Source organism: Rhodococcus sp. G-MC3 (assembly GCF_030063335.1).
Taxonomy (GTDB): Bacteria; Actinomycetota; Actinomycetes; order Mycobacteriales; family Mycobacteriaceae; genus Rhodococcoides.
The window spans coordinates 165,501-186,607 of sequence record NZ_JASISW010000006.1; the positions used below are offsets into that span (position 1 = coordinate 165,501).

Annotated in this window: 19 protein-coding genes; 10 read left to right on the forward strand and 9 right to left on the reverse strand. The window is 64.7% G+C overall.

Translation table 11 applies throughout. The annotated features are described in order from the left end of the window. Positions 1-88: 88 nt before the first annotated feature. Positions 89-826 carry a FadR/GntR family transcriptional regulator gene (locus QMK17_RS08575; protein WP_442972716.1) on the forward strand — a complete coding sequence of 246 codons (738 nt, stop codon included), beginning with the start codon at positions 89-91 and terminating at the stop codon, positions 824-826. On the opposite strand, the gene QMK17_RS08580 is transcribed toward QMK17_RS08575, so the two are convergent. The 6 genes from QMK17_RS08580 to QMK17_RS08605 form a co-directional block, all read right to left on the reverse strand. After that, entirely contained in the window at positions 795-1,967 is a 1,173-nt protein-coding gene (locus QMK17_RS08580; RefSeq protein ID WP_283508263.1) for a lipid-transfer protein, read from the reverse strand. The two genes, QMK17_RS08575 and QMK17_RS08580, sit on opposite strands and share 32 nt — an antisense overlap. Then, positions 1,964-2,344 carry a MaoC family dehydratase gene (locus QMK17_RS08585; RefSeq protein WP_283508265.1) on the reverse strand — a complete coding sequence of 127 codons (381 nt, stop codon included), beginning with the start codon at positions 2,342-2,344 and terminating at the stop codon, positions 1,964-1,966. The genes QMK17_RS08580 and QMK17_RS08585 overlap by 4 nt, the downstream gene beginning before the upstream one ends. After that, positions 2,341-3,273, reverse strand: coding sequence for a bifunctional MaoC family dehydratase N-terminal/OB-fold nucleic acid binding domain-containing protein (locus QMK17_RS08590; protein ID WP_283508266.1), 933 nt, complete (start codon positions 3,271-3,273; stop codon positions 2,341-2,343). The genes QMK17_RS08585 and QMK17_RS08590 overlap by 4 nt, the downstream gene beginning before the upstream one ends. Beyond that, entirely contained in the window at positions 3,270-4,421 is a 1,152-nt protein-coding gene (locus tag QMK17_RS08595; protein WP_283508268.1) for an acyl-CoA dehydrogenase family protein, read from the reverse strand. The genes QMK17_RS08590 and QMK17_RS08595 overlap by 4 nt, the downstream gene beginning before the upstream one ends. Further along, complete coding sequence (locus tag QMK17_RS08600; RefSeq protein ID WP_283508270.1) at positions 4,406-5,419, reverse strand: acyl-CoA dehydrogenase family protein; 1,014 nt, start codon at positions 5,417-5,419, stop codon at positions 4,406-4,408. The genes QMK17_RS08595 and QMK17_RS08600 overlap by 16 nt, the downstream gene beginning before the upstream one ends. Before the next feature lie 94 nt (positions 5,420-5,513). Beyond that, a complete protein-coding gene (locus QMK17_RS08605) occupies positions 5,514-7,616 on the reverse strand; it encodes an acyl-CoA dehydrogenase family protein (protein WP_283508271.1) in 2,103 nt (700 codons plus the stop codon). A gap of 94 nt (positions 7,617-7,710) precedes the next feature. Here QMK17_RS08605 and kstR point away from each other — a divergent pair, with 94 nt between their 5' ends. Beyond that, on the forward strand, positions 7,711-8,376 hold the full coding sequence (kstR, locus tag QMK17_RS08610; RefSeq protein WP_283508272.1) for a cholesterol catabolism transcriptional regulator KstR: 666 nt from the start codon (positions 7,711-7,713) through the stop codon (positions 8,374-8,376). A 51-nt stretch (positions 8,377-8,427) separates the two neighbouring features. Next, on the forward strand, positions 8,428-10,977 hold the full coding sequence (otsB, locus tag QMK17_RS08615) for a trehalose-phosphatase (RefSeq protein WP_283508273.1): 2,550 nt from the start codon (positions 8,428-8,430) through the stop codon (positions 10,975-10,977). A 165-nt stretch (positions 10,978-11,142) separates the two neighbouring features. On the opposite strand, the gene QMK17_RS08620 is transcribed toward otsB, so the two are convergent. Continuing rightward, entirely contained in the window at positions 11,143-12,234 is a 1,092-nt protein-coding gene (locus tag QMK17_RS08620; RefSeq protein ID WP_283508274.1) for a LacI family DNA-binding transcriptional regulator, read from the reverse strand. Between the two features lie 143 nt (positions 12,235-12,377). Here QMK17_RS08620 and QMK17_RS08625 point away from each other — a divergent pair, with 143 nt between their 5' ends. Genes QMK17_RS08625 through QMK17_RS08655 form a run of 7 tightly spaced genes read left to right on the forward strand, consistent with a single transcriptional unit; the run spans position 12,378 to position 18,662 of the window. Further along, positions 12,378-13,376, forward strand: coding sequence for a metal ABC transporter solute-binding protein, Zn/Mn family (locus QMK17_RS08625; RefSeq protein ID WP_283508275.1), 999 nt, complete (start codon positions 12,378-12,380; stop codon positions 13,374-13,376). Between the two features lie 27 nt (positions 13,377-13,403). After that, a complete protein-coding gene (locus QMK17_RS08630) occupies positions 13,404-14,240 on the forward strand; it encodes a metal ABC transporter ATP-binding protein (RefSeq protein WP_283508277.1) in 837 nt (278 codons plus the stop codon). Next, positions 14,237-15,112, forward strand: coding sequence for a metal ABC transporter permease (locus QMK17_RS08635; RefSeq protein ID WP_283508279.1), 876 nt, complete (start codon positions 14,237-14,239; stop codon positions 15,110-15,112). The genes QMK17_RS08630 and QMK17_RS08635 overlap by 4 nt, the downstream gene beginning before the upstream one ends. Positions 15,113-15,171: 59 nt before the next feature. Further along, positions 15,172-15,930: a LamB/YcsF family protein gene (locus QMK17_RS08640; RefSeq protein ID WP_283508281.1), complete on the forward strand. Its 759-nt coding sequence runs from the start codon at positions 15,172-15,174 to the stop codon at positions 15,928-15,930. Beyond that, on the forward strand, positions 15,930-16,532 hold the full coding sequence (locus tag QMK17_RS08645; protein ID WP_283508283.1) for a 5-oxoprolinase subunit B family protein: 603 nt from the start codon (positions 15,930-15,932) through the stop codon (positions 16,530-16,532). The genes QMK17_RS08640 and QMK17_RS08645 overlap by 1 nt, the downstream gene beginning before the upstream one ends. Next, positions 16,529-17,380: a biotin-dependent carboxyltransferase family protein gene (locus tag QMK17_RS08650; protein WP_283508284.1), complete on the forward strand. Its 852-nt coding sequence runs from the start codon at positions 16,529-16,531 to the stop codon at positions 17,378-17,380. Before QMK17_RS08645 ends, QMK17_RS08650 begins: the two co-directional genes overlap by 4 nt. Then, a complete protein-coding gene (locus QMK17_RS08655) occupies positions 17,373-18,662 on the forward strand; it encodes an MFS transporter (protein WP_336620138.1) in 1,290 nt (429 codons plus the stop codon). The genes QMK17_RS08650 and QMK17_RS08655 overlap by 8 nt, the downstream gene beginning before the upstream one ends. Before the next feature lie 48 nt (positions 18,663-18,710). Here the strand turns inward: QMK17_RS08655 and rlmB are convergent, their stop codons facing one another. After that, complete coding sequence (gene rlmB, locus QMK17_RS08660; protein ID WP_283508286.1) at positions 18,711-19,691, reverse strand: 23S rRNA (guanosine(2251)-2'-O)-methyltransferase RlmB; 981 nt, start codon at positions 19,689-19,691, stop codon at positions 18,711-18,713. Then, positions 19,691-21,106, reverse strand: a complete 1,416-nt coding sequence (gene cysS, locus QMK17_RS08665; protein ID WP_283508288.1) for a cysteine--tRNA ligase — start codon at positions 21,104-21,106, stop codon at positions 19,691-19,693. Before cysS ends, rlmB begins: the two co-directional genes overlap by 1 nt. Position 21,107: the final 1 nt, after the last annotated feature.

A 21,107-nucleotide genomic window follows, 5' to 3' on the forward strand; every position in this document is an offset into this window, starting at 1 on the left:
ATACCACCTCGTCGCACAGTCTTGCGTCAAGAGAAGTCGCACAGTCTTGCGACAAGAGAACCTGTGCGATCCGTGGCACGATCGACCTGTGGTGGCTGAAGTTCGCGCAGATTTCCTGCAGTTACACGATTCCGTACTCGAAAAACTGGGTCGGTCGATCGTGGACGGCAGTGTGCCTGCAGCCACCCGGATCTCCGCCGACGACGTTGCCGCACGCTTCGAGGTATCTCGAACGGTCGTCCGCGAAGTCGTGCGAGTCCTCGAGTCTCTCGGGCTGCTCACCGTCCGACGTCGGGTCGGGATCACCGTTCTCGATTCCGTGCACTGGAACTCGCTGGATCCCCTGGTCATTCGGTGGCAGCTGGCGGGCCCGAACAGAGCTACGCAACTCATCGTCCTCAGCGAATTGCGGTCGGGTATCGAACCTTTGGCCGCCAGACTTGCCGCAAGCCGAGCCACCCCTGAGCAGTGCGGGCAGCTGACCGCCGCGGTGATCGGCATGTCGGCCACCTCGCGGGCCGCGAACTCCGACGCCTATCTCGCCCACGACTCGGACTTCCACCGCACCCTGCTGGCTGCGTCGGGGAATCCGATGTTGCGGTCGATGTCCGACATCGTCGTCGAGGTGCTGGCGGGGCGCACCCGTCACGCGTTGATGCCCCACCAGGCCGATCCCGAAGCAATCCGTCTGCACGGCGTCGTCGCGTCGGCGATCCAGGCGGGTGACTCCGTTACCGCCGAACGGGCGATGCTCGAGATCGTGACCGAATCCGCAACGGCGATGACTGCTACTGCTACGGCGCCGACAGGATCAGACCCGACGTAGGAACTCCAGTTCCCGCGGTCACCAGAACGTTCGACGCGCCGGGGACCTGGTTGACGGATGTACCGCGGATCTGCCTGACGCCCTCCGCGATTCCGTTCATGCCGTGGATGTACGCCTCGCCCAACTGACCACCGTGGGTGTTGAGCGGCAGCCTGCCGCCGAGTTCGATCGCACCGCCCGCGATGAAATCTTTCGCCTCACCCCGTCCGCAGAATCCCAGCTCTTCGAGCTGCATCAGCACGAAAGGTGTGAAGTGGTCGTACAGAACGGCCATCTGCATGTCCGACGGCGTCAGCCCCGACTGCGCCCACAGCTGGTCGCCGACGAGTCCCATCTCCGGTAGACCCGTCATCGCATCGCGGTAATAGCTGGTCATGATGTATTGATCCGGACCGCTGCCCTGAGCTGCTGCGGTGATGACCGCTGCCGGATTGGGCAGGTCCTTGGCGCGTTCGGCCGAGGTTACGACGATGGCTATGCCGCCGTCGGATTCCTGGCAGCAGTCCAGAAGGTGTAGCGGTTCGGCGATCCACCGCGAATTCTGATGATCCTCCAAGGTGATCGGCTTGCCGTAGAAGAACGCGGCGGGATTGTTTGCCGCATGCTTGCGATCCGCGACAGCCACTCGGCCGAAATCTTCGCTTGTCGCGCCGTAGACGTGCATGTACCGACGCGCAACCATCGCCACGAACGACGCCGGTGTACCCAAACCCTGTGGGTACGACCACCCGGCGTCGATGCCCGACGACGTCGGTGCCGCCGCGAGGTGCGAAGCTACCTGACCGAACCGTGCACCCGACCGTTCGTTGAACGCCCGGTAGGCGACGACGACGTCGGCGACACCGGTAGCGACTGCCATCGCTGCCTGTTGGATCGTCGCGCACGCGGCTCCGCCGCCGTAGTGAATCCGACTGAAGAACTTGAGATTCGGAATCCCGACGGCACGCGCAACGGCCGTCTCGGTGTTGGTGTCCATCGTGAACGACGTCAAACCGTCGACGTCCGCGGGGGTGAGCCCAGCGTCGTCGAGCGCCGAGGTGACGGCCTCGGCAGCGAGCCGAAGTTCGCTGCGTCCCGAATCTTTCGAGAAATCCGTCGCACCGATCCCGACGATCGCAGCCTTGCCGGACAGACCGCTCACGACAGTCTCACCGTCGCCGTGATGTGATCCCCGAGGGAGTCCGTGCCGACGACCTCGACGGTCACCTCGTCGCCGGACACCTCCGCCACCCGGCCGGTCAAGGTCAAGGTGTCGTAGGCGTACCAGGGCACTCCGAGCCTCAACGCGATCGAGCCCAACACCGCCGACGGACCGGCCCAATCGGTGACGAATCGCTGAACCAAGCCGGTGTCGGTGAGAATGTTGACGAAGATGTCCTTCGAGCCACGCTCGATGGCCTTGTCGCGATCGTGGTGTACATCCTGAAAGTCTCTGGTGGCCAACGCCGTCGATACCACAAAAGTCGGATCGGCGGTGATCTGCAACTCGGGCAGTGTCTCACCAACGGATGCGATCATCGGACAGGACTCCCCGGAACCAGGCGCGGTCTCCAGGCAGGCAGCGTCAGGTCGTCGTCGACGTGCAGAAACTCGACCTCGACCGGCAACCCGACGGCGACATCGACCGGTTCGATCCCTCGAAGTTCACCGAGCATCCGTACTCCTTCTTCCAGTTCGACGAGAGCCACCACGAACGGCAGCGTGCGACCGGGCACTTTCGGCGCATGGTGAACGACATAGCTGAACACCGTGCCGCGCCCGCTGGCCACGACGTAATCGATCGGTTCCGATGTGTCCTGCCAGATCGCGGGGATCGGCGGATGCCGTAGCGAACCGTCCTGCACGCGTTGGATCCTGAGTTCGCGTTCCTTGGCGCCGTCCCAGAAGAACTGGGTTTCCTGCGATGCAACTGGCCTGATCTGTTCGGACACATCGGGTGTGGTGGTGGGCACGAACTTGAGGACCCGGAAGAGCATCTCGGCGACCGGCTCGTCCCCGACGTACCAGGTGTTGTGGACCGTGACGAACCAGCCGAGTCCGAGGCCGGTCTTCTTCGGGCCGACGACGCCGCCGAGGCGAGCAGTCAGCGACACTTCCTCGCCGAGTTGCAGGTAGCGGTGATAGGTCTGTTCGCAGTTCGTGGCAACGATAGAGGTGAATCCGGCCTCGTCGAGAATCTCCATCATCTGTCCGAGCGGATCATCGGCAGATCGCGTTCGGTGCAGGCCGCCCATCGTCCACACCTGCGCCATGGCGGGCGGCGCCACGACGCCTTTGTGCCCGGCAGCTCGAGCGGCGGCGTCGTCGACGTAGATGGGGTTGACGTCGCCGATGGCCTCGATCCAGTTGTTGATCATCGGCTGATTGACAGGGTCGCGGCCCACTCGGGGCGAGCAGTCCCCCTGTGCTGCAATACTTCTTGCGGCATCGAGAACGGATTCGCTCATCGAATCACCCTCGGCAGTCCGAGTCCGGACGTCGCGATCAGCTCGCGCATCACCTCGTTGACCCCGCCTCCGAACGTGATGACGAGATTGCGCTTGATCTGTTTGTCCAACCAATCCATCAGTTTCGCGGTGTCCGGATCGGCGGGGTTGCCGTGGCGGCCGACGAGTTCCTCCGCGATTCTCCCGACGCGTTGGATCCGCTCGGTGGCAAACACTTTCGTTGCCGACGCGTCGGCGACGTCGACCGCGTCGGCCTTACTGGACGCCACCTGCCAGTTCAGCAGTTCGTTGATGCGGAACGTCGCGTGGATTTCCCCGAGCGCTCGGCGAACATCGGAGTGACCGAGCAGGTCGTGCACGCGTGCCCAGGTAGACAATCTGAGATACAGCCCGGCGATGCGACCGGCGGGACCGAGCATGACGCGCTCGTGGTTGAGCTGAGTGGTGATGAGCCGCCAGCCCGCGTTCTCCTCCCCCACCAGCATGTCCACGGGAACGCGTACGTCGTTGTAGTACGTCGCGTTGACGTGGTGCGCACCGTCGCACGTGATGATCGGCGTCCACGAGTAACCGGGATCCTTCGTGTCGACGATCAGCATCGAGATCCCGCGGTGCCGCGAATCGGGGGCACCGGTGCGCACAGCCAGCCAGATGTAGTCGGCGTCGTGGCCCCCGGTGGTAAAGATCTTCTGTCCGTTGACGATGTACTCGTCGCCCTGGCGAACCGCGGTGGTGCGCAGCGACGCCAGGTCGGTCCCGGCCTCCGGTTCGGTGTAGCCGATGGCGAAGTGCACCTCACCCGCCAATATCTTGTGCAGGAACAGGGACTTCTGCGTTTCGGTTCCGTACTTCTGCAATGTCGGCCCGACGGTTTGGAGCGTCACCGCAGGCAACGGGACATCGGCTCGCGCTGCCTCGTTCACGAAGATCGACTGCTCGATGTCACCGAAGCCGTGCCCGCCGAATTCCTTCGGCCAGCCGACCCCGAGCCAGCCGTCGGTCCCCATCAGCTTGATGATCCTGCGGTACGTTTCGCCGTGCCGCTCGGTCATCATGACGTCGGCGTCGTGCTCGCTGACGAGGTCGGCGAAGTAGTTGCGAAGTTCCGCCTGCAGTTTCAGTTGCTCTTCGGTCAGTTCGACGAACATGCGGCCCCCACAGAATCGAGTCGATACGACGCCCCGCCGACGAGTCGCGCGAGATCCTTTGCCGCCGAGTAATACCGGTGCATCGGATAGGTGATATCGACGCCGATTCCGCCGTGCAGGTGGTGGCACATCTGCATGGCCGCGGGCAACTCGGCGGCGATCCAGTACGCGAGGACGTCGTTGTCGTTCGCCGAACTGCGCTGACTGGCCTGCCACACCGCCGACACGGCAGCGACGTGAATGGTTCGGGCAGTGACGTACACGTCGGCGATCTCGCCTGCCACCGCCTGAAAAGTCGCGAGCGGCTTGCCGAACTGGTGACGAGCGGCCAGGTGCGACGCGGTGAGCTTCGCCGCCCCTGCGGCGAGACCGTCGGCGACAGCGCCGATCGCCGCCAGCGCGATCCGATACAGCCCCTGAATGTCCTCGCTGACGAATACACCAGAAGCGCAGTTCAATTCGACGACATATTCGGGGTCACCGCTCGACGACGGTGACCGGGTGAGCTTCACGCCGTCGCCGCTGGGGTCGACGAGCACGATGCCCTTGTCGGTCGGCACCAGAATGCGGTGGGCCTGCTCGGCGTAGGGGACCGCGATCTTCGTGCCGGTTACCGACATCGCGGCATCGCCGGGCACAGCCGTCGTCAGCGGATCGTCAGGAAACGCCATTCCCGGTTCCGCGAGGGCTGCCGTCAGAATCGCACCCGGCGGAACGGCCGTCGCGAGCACTTCGGGCTCGGCAATGCTCGCGAGAGGGACGATCCCGAATCCGATCGTGGCGAGCGCAGGGCCGACTGCGGCGGCAGTCGCTAGTTCGGTCAGCACCGTCGCCGCTTCGGCGAGACCGAGGCCGTCGCCGCCTGCAGCCTCGGGAAGCAGCATCATGCACAGTCCCGCGTCGGTCAACGCTGTCCAGAGGTCCTCCGGTTCACGCGCCAACAGCCCGCGAACCATCTCGGCCACCATCGTCTGGGTCGCATCTCTTGTGAAATCCACGCCTGAATCACCTGCCTACAACCAAATTGAACATGAGTAGAACGTGTTCTATTTTTAACACCTGTCGGCCCGTTCCACCAGAGGCAGTGCTAGGTCAGCGCGGAAGCCCGAGAATCCGCTCGGCCGCGACCGTCAGGAGGATCTGGGTCGTGCCGCCCGCGATCGACAGGCACCGTGTCAGCAGCATTTCCTTGGCCAGCGGGCCTTCCGCAGCGCCGAGGGGGCCCGCTGCGTCGAGCGCGAACTCGGCGAGATCCTGACGGTGACGAACGCCGACCAGCTTGCGCACGCTCGATTCCGCTCCCGGGTCTTGGCCGCCGAGCCGTCGCAACGTCGCCCGAAACCCGAGCAGCGACCCGACGAGTCCGTCCGCGATCAGGCCGCCGAGCCTCTCGGTGACGGCCTGATCCTGCGCCGTCGCCTCGATCGCGTCCTCGAGAACTGTGCCGAGAGACGAGCCGTTGCTCATCGCGACACGCTCGTTGGCGAGCGTCGTGCGGGCGAGCTTCCAGCCGTTGTTCTCCTGCCCGACGAGGCAGTCGTCCGGTACGAACACGTCGTCGAGAAAGACCTCGTTGAAGACGGCGTCGCCGGTGATTTCGCGGAGCGGTTCGATCCGAATTCCCGGGGTCTGCATGTCGAGCAGGAAGTAGCTGATTCCCTTGTGCTTGGCGACGTCCCGGTCGGTGCGCGCAAGGCAGATCGCCCAGTCTGCTTCCCTGGCCAGGGACGTCCAGACCTTGTGGCCCTGCAGCGTCCAACCACCGTCGACCTTCTTGGCCGCTGTGCGCAGTGACGCCAGATCGGACCCCGCTTCCGGTTCACTGAAAAGCTGACACCACGCGACCTCCCCGCGCAACGTCGGGCCGGCGAATTTTTCGATCTGCTCGGGCGTTCCGTGTTCGAGAATCGTCGGGACGGCCCACCAGCCGATGACCAAATCTGGTGTCTCGACACCGGCGCGAGCCAATTCCTGTGCGTAGAGCAACTGCTCGGCTGGGCCTGCATCGCGTCCGTGCGGACTGGGCCAATGAGGTGCCGCGAGGCCCGAATCGGCAAGGGCGGTCCGGCAGTCCTCGGCTTCGGCGATACGGCAAACCTCGTCTCGAGTCTGTGCACGTAGGTCCTCGGCAGCCCCCAGATCGACGTGCAGCGTCCGCCTGACCCCCGCTCGCGCCCGATCGGCGACCCGTACCCGCCACGCCGGCGATCCGCCGAGAATCTGACGCAACGCAAGGGCCCGTCGCAAGTAGAGGTGGGCGTCGTGTTCCCAGGTGAAGCCGATTCCGCCGAGCACCTGGATGCAGTCCTTGGCGTTGTCGACAGCGGCGTCGAGCGCAATGGATGCCGCCACCGCGGCCGACAGCGAGAACTCCTCGGACGCCAAATCCGCAGCCACGGCCGCATCCCACGCCGCAGCACGCGCCTTCTCGGTCCGGCACAGCATCTCCGCGCACAGGTGCTTGATCGCCTGGAAGCTACCGATAGGCGAACCGAACTGCTCGCGGAACTTCGCATGTTCGACGGCTGCGTGCAGGCACCATCCCGCGATCCCTGCCGCGTCGGCCGCCGCGAGTGTGGCCGAAAGATCGTGGACATATCGCGAGGTGACGCCCGGTAGCGGCGACGCTCTCACCCCGTCGAGCGTGATCCGGGCCAACGGGAGACTGCGGTCGACGCCGACGATCTGCTCGACTTTCGTGCCCGGCGAGTCTGCATCGACCACGCACCACACGGTCTCTCCGTCGATGCAGGCAGGCAGCATCAGCGCGACCCCGTCCGCGCCGCCCATCGCCAGCTCGACGACGCCGTCGAGCACTAGAAATTCGCCATCGCGAACAGCGTCAACGGGCTCTCCGGAGAGCATCACGGCACACGGAACGCGGCCCTCGCAGAAGTCTTCGGCGCGGTCCCCCGTCACGATCGCGGCCAGGGCAGTCGACAGCACCGGGCCGCTCACCAGCGCAGCAGCCGCGGCCTCGATCATCGCGGCGAGGTCTGCGACGGTACCGCCGACGCCACCGACGGACTCGGCGGCGGCCACCGAGAACAACCCCAATTTGCCGAGCGCCGGCCAGAGTGTGCGCCACCCGGACTGCTCGTCACCGCGTAACGTTGGTATCGGTTCAGCCGACGCGGCCCACGCCCGAATCGACTGTTGAGCGTCGCGCTGATCTTCGGTCGTGGCAATTGTCACAGCGGATACCCCCGTGCTCGTAATGACTTTTATATTTAGAACGTGTTCTAATACGCTAGCTACTCAAGAGTCAAGGTGGATAGGAAAAGCGTCGATGACCTCATCATCTCGGTCGGGACCTACCGACGGAAACGGAACGGGCGAGTCAACCCCGTTGCGCTCGGTCGGCGTGCTCACGGACGACGATCTGAGTTCCAATGCACAGCGCGAACGCCGCAAGCGAATCCTCGATTCCACACTCGCCCTCGCCTCGAAGGGCGGATACGAAGCCGTTCAGATGCGCGCGGTGGCCGAGCGAGCCGACGTCGCCGTCGGAACCTTGTATCGATACTTCCCGTCGAAGGTGCACCTGCTGGTGACCGCTTTGGCCCGCGAGTTCGAGAAAATCGATTCCAGGCGCAAGTTGCCACCGGGCCAGACGCCGCAGGAGCGCATGCACCTGATCCTCGGGCAGATCACACGGGCGATGCAACGCGATCCTCTGCTCACCGAAGCCATGACACGGGCGTTCATGTTCGCCGACGCATCGGCCTCCGCCGAGGTCGACCAGGTGGGCCGTCTGATGGACCGTCTGTTCGCCAAGGCGATGAGCGATGGCGAGCCAACAGAACTGCAGCTCAGTATTGCTCGCGTCATCAGCGATGTCTGGCTGTCCAACCTCGTTGCATGGCTGACCCGCCGCTCGTCGGCAACCGATGTCGCCGCACGCCTCGAACTGACAGTCGACCTTCTACTCGGAGATTCCAAGCCGTTCGAGTGAGGCGTACGTCCGGGTGCGCCACATCGGGTGTAATCGCCTAGCCTCTACCGAGTGACTGCACTGGATTTGCCGCTGGAACTTCGCCGCGCCCTCATCGGCGTCGCCCGCACCCCTCGATTGCTCGTCACCTCCGACTACGACGGCACCATGGCGCCCATCGTGTCGGATCCGCTCAAGGCATTTCCCCACGCCGAGGCCGTCAGCGCGATGCGCGGCCTTGCCACTCTTGCCGGCACCACTGCCGCCGTGATCTCCGGCCGTGCGCTGCGTGACCTCGCAACGTTGTCTCGTCTTCCTGCCGAGGTCCAACTCGTCGGAAGCCACGGCAGCGAGTTCGACATCGGGTTCATCCACGCCATCGACGACGACGCCAAGAAGCTGCTGCACGAGATCTCCGCAGAGATGACGGCCATCGCCTCACAGTTCCCCGGCGTCAGCGTGGAAACCAAACCCGCAAGCGCCGCTCTCCACGTGCGCAACGCCGATTCCGGCGACGCCGAGCGCGCACTCGACGCTGTCCGCGACGGCGTGGCTCTGCGCGACGGCGTTCAGGTCACCGAGGGCAAATCGGTCATCGAACTGGCGGTCATCGTCACCGACAAGGGTGTTGCCCTCGATATCCTCCGCCACCAGGAAGGCGCGACCGCCGCCATCTTCTTCGGCGACGACGTCACCGACGAAAAGGCGTTCGCTCGGCTGCACGGCCCGGACATCGGGGTCAAGATCGGCCCGGGCGACAGCGCTGCCGAGTTCCGGATCGAGAGCACCGAACAAGTCGCGCTCGCCCTCGCGTTCCTGCTGCAAGAACGTCGCCAGTGGCTCTCCGGCGCCGACGCTCCCCGCATAGAACGCCTGACGATGCTCGCCAGCCCCAACGCCGTCGCACTCGTCACTCCCGACGCCGATATGACGTGGTTGTGCCACCCCGAGCCCGATTCGGCGGCCATCTTCGCTCACCTTCTGGGCGGAAACGAGGCGGGGCACTTCAGTGTCGGACCGACCCGAACCGCGTTGCCACTGAGCCAGCAATATGTCGACGGCACGATGACGGTGCAGACCAAGTGGTCGAGCCTTCAGGTCACCGACTACCTGCCCCACGACGTCCCGAGCGGACAGACTTCGCTGACGCGCGTCATTACAGGCAAGGCAACCGCCGTGGTGACGTTCGCGCCGCGGCCCGAGTTCGGCAAGGTGAACGTCCGGCTCGAGCCCGAGGCCGACGGACTGCGCATCCACGGCACCAACGACCCGATGGTTCTGCGTAGCCCCGGCGTGAAGTGGAACGTCGTCTCCGATGGCGCCCAGCAGACTGCCCACGCCGAGGTGAATCCGTCGGACGGCCCGGTGGTCCTCGAATTACGTTTGGGTACCGAGGATTTGGGCCCCTCGCAGGTTCCGGAAATTTCGCGCCGCGAACAGTCCGAGGCCTACTGGAAGGACTGGGTCGACGGACTCACCTTGCCACCGCTCAAGCGCGATCTGATGAAGCGATCGGCGTTGACTCTGCGCGGGCTCGTCCACGCCGAATCCGGCTCGATCATGGCTGCAGCCACCACCTCGCTACCCGAGGACATCGGCGGCATCCGCAATTGGGACTACCGCTACTGCTGGCTGCGCGACGCAGCGCTCACGGCCTCGGCCCTGGTGAACCTCGGCTCCTCGAGCGAGGCCGAGAACTACCTGTCGTGGATTCACGGTGTGCTGCAGTCGGTTTCCGGCCCCGAGCGCCTGCATCCGCTCTACACCATCTGGGGTCTCGGACTGCCCCCGGAAGCCGTCATCGACGAGCTCCCCGGCTACGCCGGATCCAGGCCGGTACGCGTCGGGAACGCAGCGAACCAGCAGGTGCAGCTCGACGTGTTCGGACCGATCGTCGACCTCATCTCCTCGCTTGCGCACGCCCGTCAAGCACAGGGCCTACAAGGAAAAGACGCTCTGACCGACGATGATTGGTCGCTCGTTCGGTCCATGGTCGAAGCCGTCACTCGCCGGTGGTCCGAGCCCGATCACGGCATCTGGGAGATCCGCGGCAACCCTCGTCACCACGTGTACTCGAAGGTGATGGGCTGGATGACGATCGATCGGGCACTCATCCTCGCCTCCACTTTCGGGCGTGAGGCTGAATCTGATTGGGAGACACTGCGTTCGATCATCCATGCCGAGGTGCTCGAACAAGGCTGGAACGACGAGGTTCAGTCCTACACCGCAGCCTACGACGGCACCGACCTCGACGCAGCGACGCTGCACATCGGACTGTCGGGGCTGATCGACCCCTCGGATCCACGCTTCGCCGCAACGGTCACCGCGACCGAAGCGGAACTACGCAGCGGATCGACCGTCTACCGCTACCACCACGACGATGGTCTCCCCGGCGGCGAGGGCGGCTTCCACCTGTGTGCAGCCTGGCTCGTCGAGGCGTACCTGCTGATCGGGCAGCGGTCCGAGGCAGAAGCGCTGTTCGCTCAGCTCGTCAGCGCGGCAGGCCCGACCGGTCTGCTCAGCGAGGAATACGACCCGGTGGCGGAGCGGTCACTCGGAAACCACCCGCAGGCCTACAGTCACCTCGGTCTGCTGCGGTGTGCGGCGTTGCTCAGCGCCTGATTCTCTCCTCGCCCGCCCGATTTCCGCATGAATGGACCATTGCAACGGTTAGACGGTTGTGATGGTCCATTCATGTTGTGGGGCAAACGTTTTCGGCCCGCATGAATGGACCATTGCAAAGGCTAGACGGTTGCGATGGTCCATTCATGCCAAAGTGGGGCGAACCTACCGAACCGGCGGCGGACCCGCAGTGCGCCCCTTGACAACCTCGGTGGGCATGAACTCCGACGCAACAACACCCGACCGCGCCGTGGACATCAGCAAAGACCCTGCACGCCTGCCCTTTTCCTCGGCATCCTGCCGGACCGTGGTGACGTTCTCGCGGATCGCGTCGTCGACGCCATCGAAGCCGGTGACGGTCAGCTGACCCGGCACATCGATGCCGGTGACCTTCGCAAAGTTGAGGGCACCGAGCGCGAGGACATCGGTGGTGCACAGCAGCGCCGTCGTCTCGCGATTCGCCTGCAACGCCTGCGCTGCTGCCGAATGTCCGGAGCGGCGGGTGTGCTCGAACCGTTCGACGACGGTCAACGAATCTGGATCGAGGCCTGCCTCGGTCATCGCATCCTTGACTCCGGCGATTCGCTCGCGTTGGACGTGGAAATGGCTCGTCTCCAGACGGCGGGGAGGTACCACTCCGTCGCGCCGGTCACGTCCGAGACGCATGCAGAGCATTGCGATGTGTTCGTGTCCGAGTTCGATGACCTGCGTGGCGAGCTGCATCATCGCCGTCCGGTCGTCGATGGCAACGAGTGCCGCTTCGGGAACTCCGCGGGGCTGATCGCAGATGACGATGGGCAGGTGTCTCTCGCGCACCGCCTGCAGATACGGGTCGTCGTCGGCCACGGAGTAGACGACGAACCCGTCGACGCCCGCCTGCTGGACGACGGCTGCTGCGGCGGTGTCGTCGCGATCGGGCCCCGCTGGAATGAGGAGCAACCCTTGGCCTGCCGCTTCGCAGGATTCGGCGAGACCGGCGAGGAACGCCATGGCGGCTGGGTCACGGAACGAGTAACTGAGTGCTTCCGTCAAGACGAGTCCGACAGCGCCGGCCTTGCGCGTACGCAGCGAACGCGCCACAGGATCGGGGCCTGCGTACCCGCGACGCTTGGCGGCCATGAGCACACGTTCGCGTAGTTCTGGAGACAACTGGTCAGGCCGGTTGTAGGCATTCGACACCGTGGTGCGAGACACCTTCAACTCGGCGGCGATGGACGCCAACGTTGCGGGGCGTCGCGGTTCCGTCGACCTGGACATACCCGGACGTTAGTCGCAAAGCACGTCAGTTCGAAAATCGAGCGCGCTGTGCCCGATTGGATCGAAGGCATCGCCAGCGCTAGAGTACAACGGTAACGGTTTTCAATAGCTTCTAGCCTTTCACTCCAAGGAGTGCCCACCGCATGCCTTTCTCTCGTACCACCACCACCCTCATAGGCCTGACCTGCGCCGCAGCTCTGACACTGAGCGCGTGCAGCTCCGACGACGAGACGACCGGTTCGTCTGCTCCCGCCACCGCGGTCGACGGCCCGATCACGATTGTCGCTTCGACGAACGTCTGGGGCAGCGTCGCCGAGGCAGTCGCGGGCAACCTCGCCCAGGTGAAATCGATCATCGCCGACCCGTCGGCCGACCCGCACTCGTACGAGGCGTCCGCCGGCGATGCCGCCGAGGTCTCCGAGGCGTCCCTCGTCGTCTACAACGGCGGCGGCTACGACGAGTTCATCCACGACATCCTCGGCACCGAAGCGAAGAATGTGCCGTCGGTCAACGCGTTCGATCTTCTCGATGCAAGCCACGACGATGCAGGCCATGACGATGCCGCTGAATCGACCACCGCTGCCGAGCCTGCAGCCGACGAACACAGTCACGGCGAAGTCAACGAGCACGTCTGGTACAACGCCGAAGTTACCGCTGCCACAGCAGAATCCATCGCCGAGAAGCTCGGAGAGCTGGACCCTGACAACGCCGCGCAGTACACGGCCAACGCCGAAACCTTTCACGATCAGATCCACGACATCACCGACGTGACCACAAAGATCGCCGCCGAGCACGCGGGCGCGCCGGTCGCACAGACCGAACCGATCGCGCACTACCTCATCGAAGAGTCGGGCCTCGACGACAAGACCCCCGAGGACTTCAAGGACGCCATCGAAGAAGGAAACGATCCTTCACCGGCGTCGATCGCGGCGACACGCGACCTGTTCACCTCGAAGTCCGTCCGGGCACTCGTCTACAACATCCAGACCGAGGATTCCGTCACCCAGGACATCCGCTCGACGGCCGACGCCGCCGGAGTCCCCGTCGTCGAGGTCACCGAAACCCTCCCCGACGGAATGACCTACATCGAGTGGCAGACCAAGGCAGCGCAGGATCTCGAAGCTGCCCTCACGGCATCCTGAAAAACGATTGCTGGAAAGCTATAGGTCATGTCTGCTGTAGAACTGCGCGACGCCGGTTTGGCGTTCGGTGAGCGCACCCTGTGGCAGAGCCTCGATCTCACCATTGCGCGCGGTGAGTTCGTGGCGATCCTCGGGCCCAACGGCTCGGGCAAGACCTCACTTCTGAAGGTCCTGCTCGCTCAGAACAACCTGACATCCGGCACTGCCACCATCGCCGGAGAACCCGTGCGACGTGGGCAGTCCGGTGTCGGATACATCCCGCAGCAACGCAGCATCGACGACGGCCTCCCACTTCGCGGGCGTGACCTCGTCGGGCTCGGGTGGGACGGTCACAAGTGGGGCGTCGGGCTCCGCGGCATGCGCGAGCGCAAGCGCATCGTGCAAGCCGCAATCGACCAGGTAGATGCCAACTCCTTCGCCGGAGCACCCGTCGGGACCATGTCCGGCGGCGAGCAGCAGCGACTGCGCATCGCGCAAGCTCTCGTCGGGGATCCGACAGTGCTGCTGTGCGACGAGCCTCTGCTCAGCCTCGATCTCGCGAACCAGCGTCTCGTCTCGAGCCTCATCGACCGCCGACGGCGTGAGCACGACACCGCGGTTTTGTTCGTCACCCACGAGATCAACCCGATCCTCCCCCTCGTCGACCGCATCGTTTACATCGTCGACGGCAAGTTCCGCATCGGCACACCGGCCGAGGTGATGACCACCGACGTTCTGTCCGAGCTCTACGGCACCGAGGTCGAGGTACTGAAAGTCCGCGGCAGACTCATCGTCGTTGGTACGGGCGACTCCATCGATGCTCTGGGCACGGCAGGCGCTCATCACCCCCCGACTCCAGATTCCTCAGGAACGAGCCCGGCATGAACGACAAGGTCATCGACGCCTTCTCCAAGATGTTCGACTTCAGCACGACGGCAAATCTGCTGAATTACGACTTCGTCCAGCAAGCACTCGTTGCAGCCGCAATCCTTGGTCTGCTCGCAGGTGCACTCGGTCCGCTGATCGTCAGCCGTCAATGGGCGTTCGCTGTCCACGGTTCCAGCGAGCTATCTCTGACCGGCGCGTCGGCGGCGTTGCTCGTCGGCGTCACGGTCGGGCTCGGTGCGATCATCGGCTCGGTGGTTGCCGCGGTCATGTTCGCGCTGCTGGGATCGAAGGCGCGTGATCGCGACTCCGTCATCGGAGTAATCATGTCGTTCGGCCTCGGCCTGTCGGTCTTGTTCATCTGGCTTTATCCCGGGCGCACCGGGACCAGTTTCTCGCTGCTGATCGGCCAAATCGTGGGCGTCGGGCAAAGCGGGCTTCAACTTCTGCTGATCTGCGCAGTAGTCGTGTTGATCGTATTGGCGATCGTGTACCGACCATTGCTGTTCGCCAGCACCGATCCCGAGGTCGCGCTCGCGAGAGGCGTTCCCGTACGCGGACTGTCCATCGTGTTCGCGGTACTCGTCGGCGTCGCCTGCGCACTCGGCGTGCAGATCGTCGGAGCACTTCTGGTGCTCTCACTTCTCATCACCCCCGCCGCCGCCGCCGCCCGCATCACCGCGAGCCCGTTCAAAGCAACGTTGCTGTCAATTCTGTTCGCCGAAACCGCCGCCGTCGGCGGCATCCTGCTCTCACTCGCCCCGGGCGTGCCGGTGTCGACATTCGTCACCACCATCTCGTTCGTCATCTACCTGCTCTGCCGCGCCGTCGGTTCTCGTCGGAAGGCCAACTCGGGCCGCGTTCTGGTCTGATCTGGTCATTCCGCAGGCTCCACTCCTGTCCCGCCTCGCCTCGCCTAAACTCGTAGTCGATGACTTCCATCGACTTGAACTCAGACCTCGGCGAGAGCTTCGGCACGTGGAAGCTCGGCAACGACGACGCCATGCTGTCGATCGTCACGAGCGCCAACATCGCATGCGGATTCCATGCAGGCGACCCCCGCACCATCCTCGACACCTGCCGGGCCGCGGCGGAGAACGCCGTCCGCATCGGCGCTCAGGTCGGTTACCGCGATCTGGCCGGATTCGGCCGACGATTCATCGACATCGAACCCGCAGATCTCACGGCCGACGTGCTGTACCAGATGGGCGCTCTCGACGGGCTCGCGCAGGCGGCGGGATCCGCCATCGCATACGTGAAGCCGCACGGCGCGCTGTACAACGCCATAGTGACGCACCGCGAGCAGGCTCTCGCCGTCATCGAGGCCGTGCACACCTACGACCCGACGTTGCCGGTCCTCGGCCTGCCGGGTTCGGTGTTTCTCGAGGAGGCTCGGGCCGCCGGACTGCGCACTGTCGCCGAAGCGTTCGCCGACCGCGCCTACACACCCTCCGGCGACTTGGTCTCGCGGCGAACCGACGGTGCCGTGCTCTCGGATCCCACAGTCGTTGCTGCACGGGTACTGAGGCTTGTGCAGGATGGAACCATCAAGGCGATCGATGGCTCCACCGTCGACGTCACGGCGGATTCGGTGTGTGTGCACGGCGATTCACCGGGTGCGGTGGACATGGCACAGACGGTACGGAAAATACTGTCCGACAACGACATCGATATCACCGCCTTCGTCTGATGATCGTCCATGATTCGGGAGATCGCGCCATCCTGGTCGAATATTCGGACCTGGCCGAGACAATGAGCTTCTATCGCGCGATGGTCGACGCTCCGATAGACGAAGCCCTCGATCTGGTCCCCGCAGCACGCACGATCCTCGTCCGCCACACCGGCGATCGGGATCCAGTGCTGGCCTGGGTCCGATCGATTCAACCTGCTTCGACGGTGTCAGCAGCAGATGCCGACCCCCAGGTCATCCCGGTCAACTACACGGGCGAGGACCTGCGCGACGTCGCCGATAGTGCAGGACTCACTGTCGCAGAGGTTATTTCAGCGCATACCGAGCAGACCTGGACCGTCGCCTTCGGCGGATTCGCACCGGGCTTCGGCTACCTCGTGGGCACCGACGATCGCCTGCACGTGCCACGACGCAAGAGACCGCGTACGACGGTCCCCGCGGGTTCTGTCGGCCTCGCGGGCGAATTCTCGGGCATCTATCCGCGCAGTTCGCCGGGCGGTTGGCAGCTGATCGGGACGACCGATGCCGTCCTCTGGGACGCCCGACGAAACCCACCCGCCCTCCTGACACCGGGGACAACCATTCGATTCGAGCGGCGATGAACTCGCTGGAGATCGTCTCCCCCGGACCGTTGTGCACCGTTCAAGATCGTGGTCGACCAGGATATTCCGCCATTGGCGTCGGCCGATCGGGCGCCGCCGATGCCTCGGCGCACGACGCGGCGAACAGGTTGGTAGGCAACGCGGTCGAAGCCGCAACACTGGAAGCGACGATGGGCGGTTTACGAATCCGGGCGCACGGACGAACCGTCGTCGCCGTCACCGGCGCTGAATGCTCGATTACCGTCAATGGCGTCGCCGACGGAACATACTGCACGATAGTTCTTTCCGACGGAGACGAGCTGACTGTTGGAACGCCCGCATCCGGCCTTCGCACCTACCTTGCGGTCCGGGGCGGTGTCGGCGTCGAACCGGTTCTCGGCAGTAGATCCACCGATACCCTGTCAGGGCTCGGTCCAGCTCCTGTCGAGGCCGGTAGCTCTCTACCGATCGGGGACGATGCATCCGATTGGCCTCTGGTGCACCAGATTCCGCCGCCAACGGTCGCCGACAGAATTCAGGTCATGCTCGGCCCCCGGGAGGACTGGTTCCTCGACCCCACCGTCCTCTTCACCCAGGAATGGACCGTGAACCCCGACTCCAATCGTGTCGGCGTCCGACTCGACGGTCAGCAGGGGCTGGAGCGATCAGGAAGCGGCGAGCTTCCCAGTGAGGGAATGGTGTCCGGAGCGCTACAGGTACCTCCCGACGGCAAGCCCGTTCTCTTCCTCGTCGACCACCCGGTAACCGGCGGTTACCCGGTGGTCGGGGTGGTGCGTAGTGACGACCTCGCTCGTCTCGGCCAGCTGCGGCCGGGTGAGAAGGTGCGCTTCGCGCCCGTGCGTGTTTGAGTACACGCGGCTGTCACTGTCCGCTCACGGGCGGCGAAGCCGCGATTTCGCCTGGCTCTGGTCGGCCTACGCCGTCAGCACGTACGGAACGTGGATGGCCTTCGGAGCGTTCCCCTTCGTCGCGGTCTACGTGCTGCACGCGACGGCCATCGACGTCGCCGTCCTCGAGGCTGCCGGGCTTGCTGTCGCGGCGATAGTCGCGTTCCCCCTTGGGCCGTGGGTCGAGCACCGGGCGAAGCGGACGGTGATGATCTGGATGGACCTGGTTCGGTTCCTCGCAATGGCGAGTGTTCCAGTCGCATATCTGTTGGACGTTCTGTCCTACGGTCAACTGTTGATTGTCTCCGTTGTCTCGGGAACCGCAAGCATCGCCTTCACCGCCGCGTCCGGTGCGTACCTGAAATACCTCGTGCGCGGCGATCGATTGCTCGTCGCGAACGGAAGATTCGAGAGCACCAGCTGGGTGGCGACAGCCGCAGGCCCACCGCTCGGCGGCGCGCTCATCGCACTGCTCGGCCCTGTCGTGACCATCGTTGCCAATGCCCTGAGCTACCTGCTGTCCGCAGCCGGGATCTTGTGCATCCGGGGCGGCGACGTGGCCTCTCCTCGTGATGAAGTGCACTCCGGGGCACGCAGACTCGATCTTCTCGCCGGATGGCGGTTCATCCACCGGGACCCAGTCCTGCGGCGGCTGTTCTTCAACTCGGTCCTGGTCGGCGGATTGATCATGGCCACCAACCCGATCCTGGCTGTCCTGCTGCTCGGCGAGTACCACTTCTCAGCGCTGCGGTACGGTCTTGCCTTCGGCATCCCGGCACTCGGCGGTTTCGTCGGTGCCCGCCTGTCGAGCCCTCTGGTGAAGCGGTACGGCCGCTATCGGGTCATGACGACGTCCGGCTGGCTGCGCTCGCTTCCACTGGTCGGTCTCGTGTTCGTCCAGCCCGGAGTGCCCGGACTCGTCACCGTGATCATCGTCGAGGGACTTCTGATCACGTGCATGGGTGTCTTCAACCCGATCTACGCCACCGAACGTCTGCAGCGCACCCCGCCCGACCACGTTGCGCGAGTCCTCAGCACATGGACCGTCAGCAGCAGACTCCTACAGGCAACGTCGATGGTGATGTGGGGCGTACTCGCGACACTCACCGGCACTCTCGCGGCAATCGGCGTCGCGGGCGTTCTCCTGCTCGCCACTCCGCTCCTGCTCCCCAAGCGGAGCCACCTGACTGCCCCATACCCCTGTGAGCCGAATCAGGGCGCTCCGCTCGACACCCGTGAGTGATTGATCACGACCAGCTGTCTCCAGACGCACCCAGGTGGCAGAGCCACACTAGGCCCGTCGTTGCCTGGCGATATCGGCCAGCACGACGCCCGCCGCCACCGATGCGTTGAGCGACTCGACCGGTCCTGCCATCGGGATCGACAGAATCGAATCGCAGGTCTCGCGCACCAATCGGGACAATCCTTTGCCCTCGGATCCGACGACGACGGCAATGGGACCTGAGCCGTCGAAATCGTCGAGCGTGGTGTCGCCATCGGCGTCGAGTCCGACGATCATGACACCCTTGGTCTGCCAATCCTTCAGTGTGCGAGTCAAGTTGGTTGCTCGTGCAACCTGCAGCCGGGCCGCAGCACCGGCGCTGGTGCGCCATGCAACCGCCGACACGCTCGCGCTACGCCGCTGCGGGATCACGACGCCGTGGCCACCGAACGCAGCAACCGAGCGCACGACGGCGCCGAGGTTCCGTGGGTCGGTGATGTTGTCGAGGGCTACCAGCAGTGCCGGTTCCTGATGAGCCCGAGCAGCACCGATCAGATCATCGGGATGTGCGTAGCGGTACGGCGGCACTTGGAGCGCCACTCCCTGGTGCAGACCGTTCGCGCTGAGCCTGTCCAGGTCGTTGCGCGGAACTTCGAGAATCGAGATACCGGCATCGGCCGCGCGCTGGACGCTTTCCTTCAGACGCTCGTCGCTGTCGGTTCCGACAGCAACCCACAGCGCCGTCGCCGGCACTCCGGCACGAAGACATTCGACGACGGGGTTGCGGCCCAGTACGACCTCAGGTGCGTCGTCGTTCTTGCGACTGGCGACCCGGCCGCCGGTGGTTCCCGGACGTCCGCCATGCTTCTGAGCCGACTTGTCGGCCATCTTGGCGCGCCTGGACGCGGCATGTTTGGTGCGCTCCTCGGCGGGAGGCGTCGCGCCGCGTCCTTCGAGACCCCGGCGGCGATTACCGCCGGAACCGGCGACCTGTCCCTTCTTGGTGCCCGTTTTGCGAACTGCGCCGCGCCTACTGGAATTGCCTGCCATCACTGCCCTGCTTCGTCGGTACTACTGGTTGCCCCGACGGACCATTCGGGTCCGTTGGGGGTGTCTGTCACGTCTATCCCGGCCTTGGAGAGGCGATCTCTGATCGCATCCGCGGCCGCCCAATCCTTGTCCACCTTTGCCTGCGCGCGGCCCTGCAGTTCGGCGTCGACGAGCACACCGAGCGCGCCCAGGACGGCACCGTCGTCACCGCCCTCGGCGGCCCAATGCGGATCGAGCGGGTCGACGCCGAGAATCGACAGCATCGCGCGCACCTGAGATGCGTGCCCCACCGCCTCGGTCAACCTGCCGCTCTCTAGCGCACTGTTGCCCGCTTTCACGGTGGCGTGTACTTCGGCGAGTGCTTTCGGAACGCCGAGATCGTCGTCGAGCGCTGACGCGAACCCCTCGGTCCAGGTGCCGAGCGGAACGTCGCCGCCGCGTTCGACGGTGCGCTTGACGAATCCTTCGATACCTCGGTACGTCACCGCCGCGGTCTGCAGCGCTGTGTCCGAGTACTCGAGCATCGACCGGTAGTGCGCACTACCGAGGTAGTACCGAAGTTCTTGCGGCCGAACGCCTTTGAGTACATTGGGCACCGACAACACGTTGCCGAGTGATTTCGACATCTTTTCGCCACCCATGGTGACCCAGCCGTTGTGCAGCCAGTACCGCGAGAAGCCGTCGCCGGCCGCCATGCTCTGAGCGCGTTCGTTCTCGTGGTGCGGAAACACCAGATCCAAACCGCCGCAATGGATGTCGAACTCCGCGCCGAGGTAAGCCTCGGCCATGGCCGAGCATTCGAGGTGCCATCCGGGCCTGCCGCGGCCCCACGGAGTCGGCCACGACGGCTCGTCGGGCTTCGCTGCTTTCCACAGTGTGAAATCGCGCGGGTCTCGCTTGCCTTCGGCAATGCTCTCGCCCTGATGGACGTCATCGAGTTTGTGCCCCGACAGCGCACCGTAACTCGGGAAGCTCATCACGTCGAAATAGACGTCGCCCGCAGCCGCGTAGGCATGACCGGACTCGATCAGCCGGTCGATGAGTTCGACCATCTGCGTGATGTGACCTGTAGCGCGAGGCTCCGCGGACGGCGGTAGGACACCGAGCTTGTCGTACGCCCAGGTGAATGACCGCTCGAACGTCGCAGCCCATTCCCACCATGGCCGGCCTGCATCGCGTGCCTTGTTCAGGATCTTGTCGTCGATATCGGTGACGTTGCGGACGAAGGCGACATCGACGTCATGGGCCAGCAACCAGCGTCGCAGGACATCGAAGGCGACTCCACTGCGCACGTGGCCGATGTGCGGCTCACCCTGGACCGTTGCCCCACAGAGGTACACCGATGCATGGCCGGCGACCAAGGGGGTGAATTCCCGCAAGGCCCTCGTCTCGGTGTCGTATAGGTGAAGGGTCACG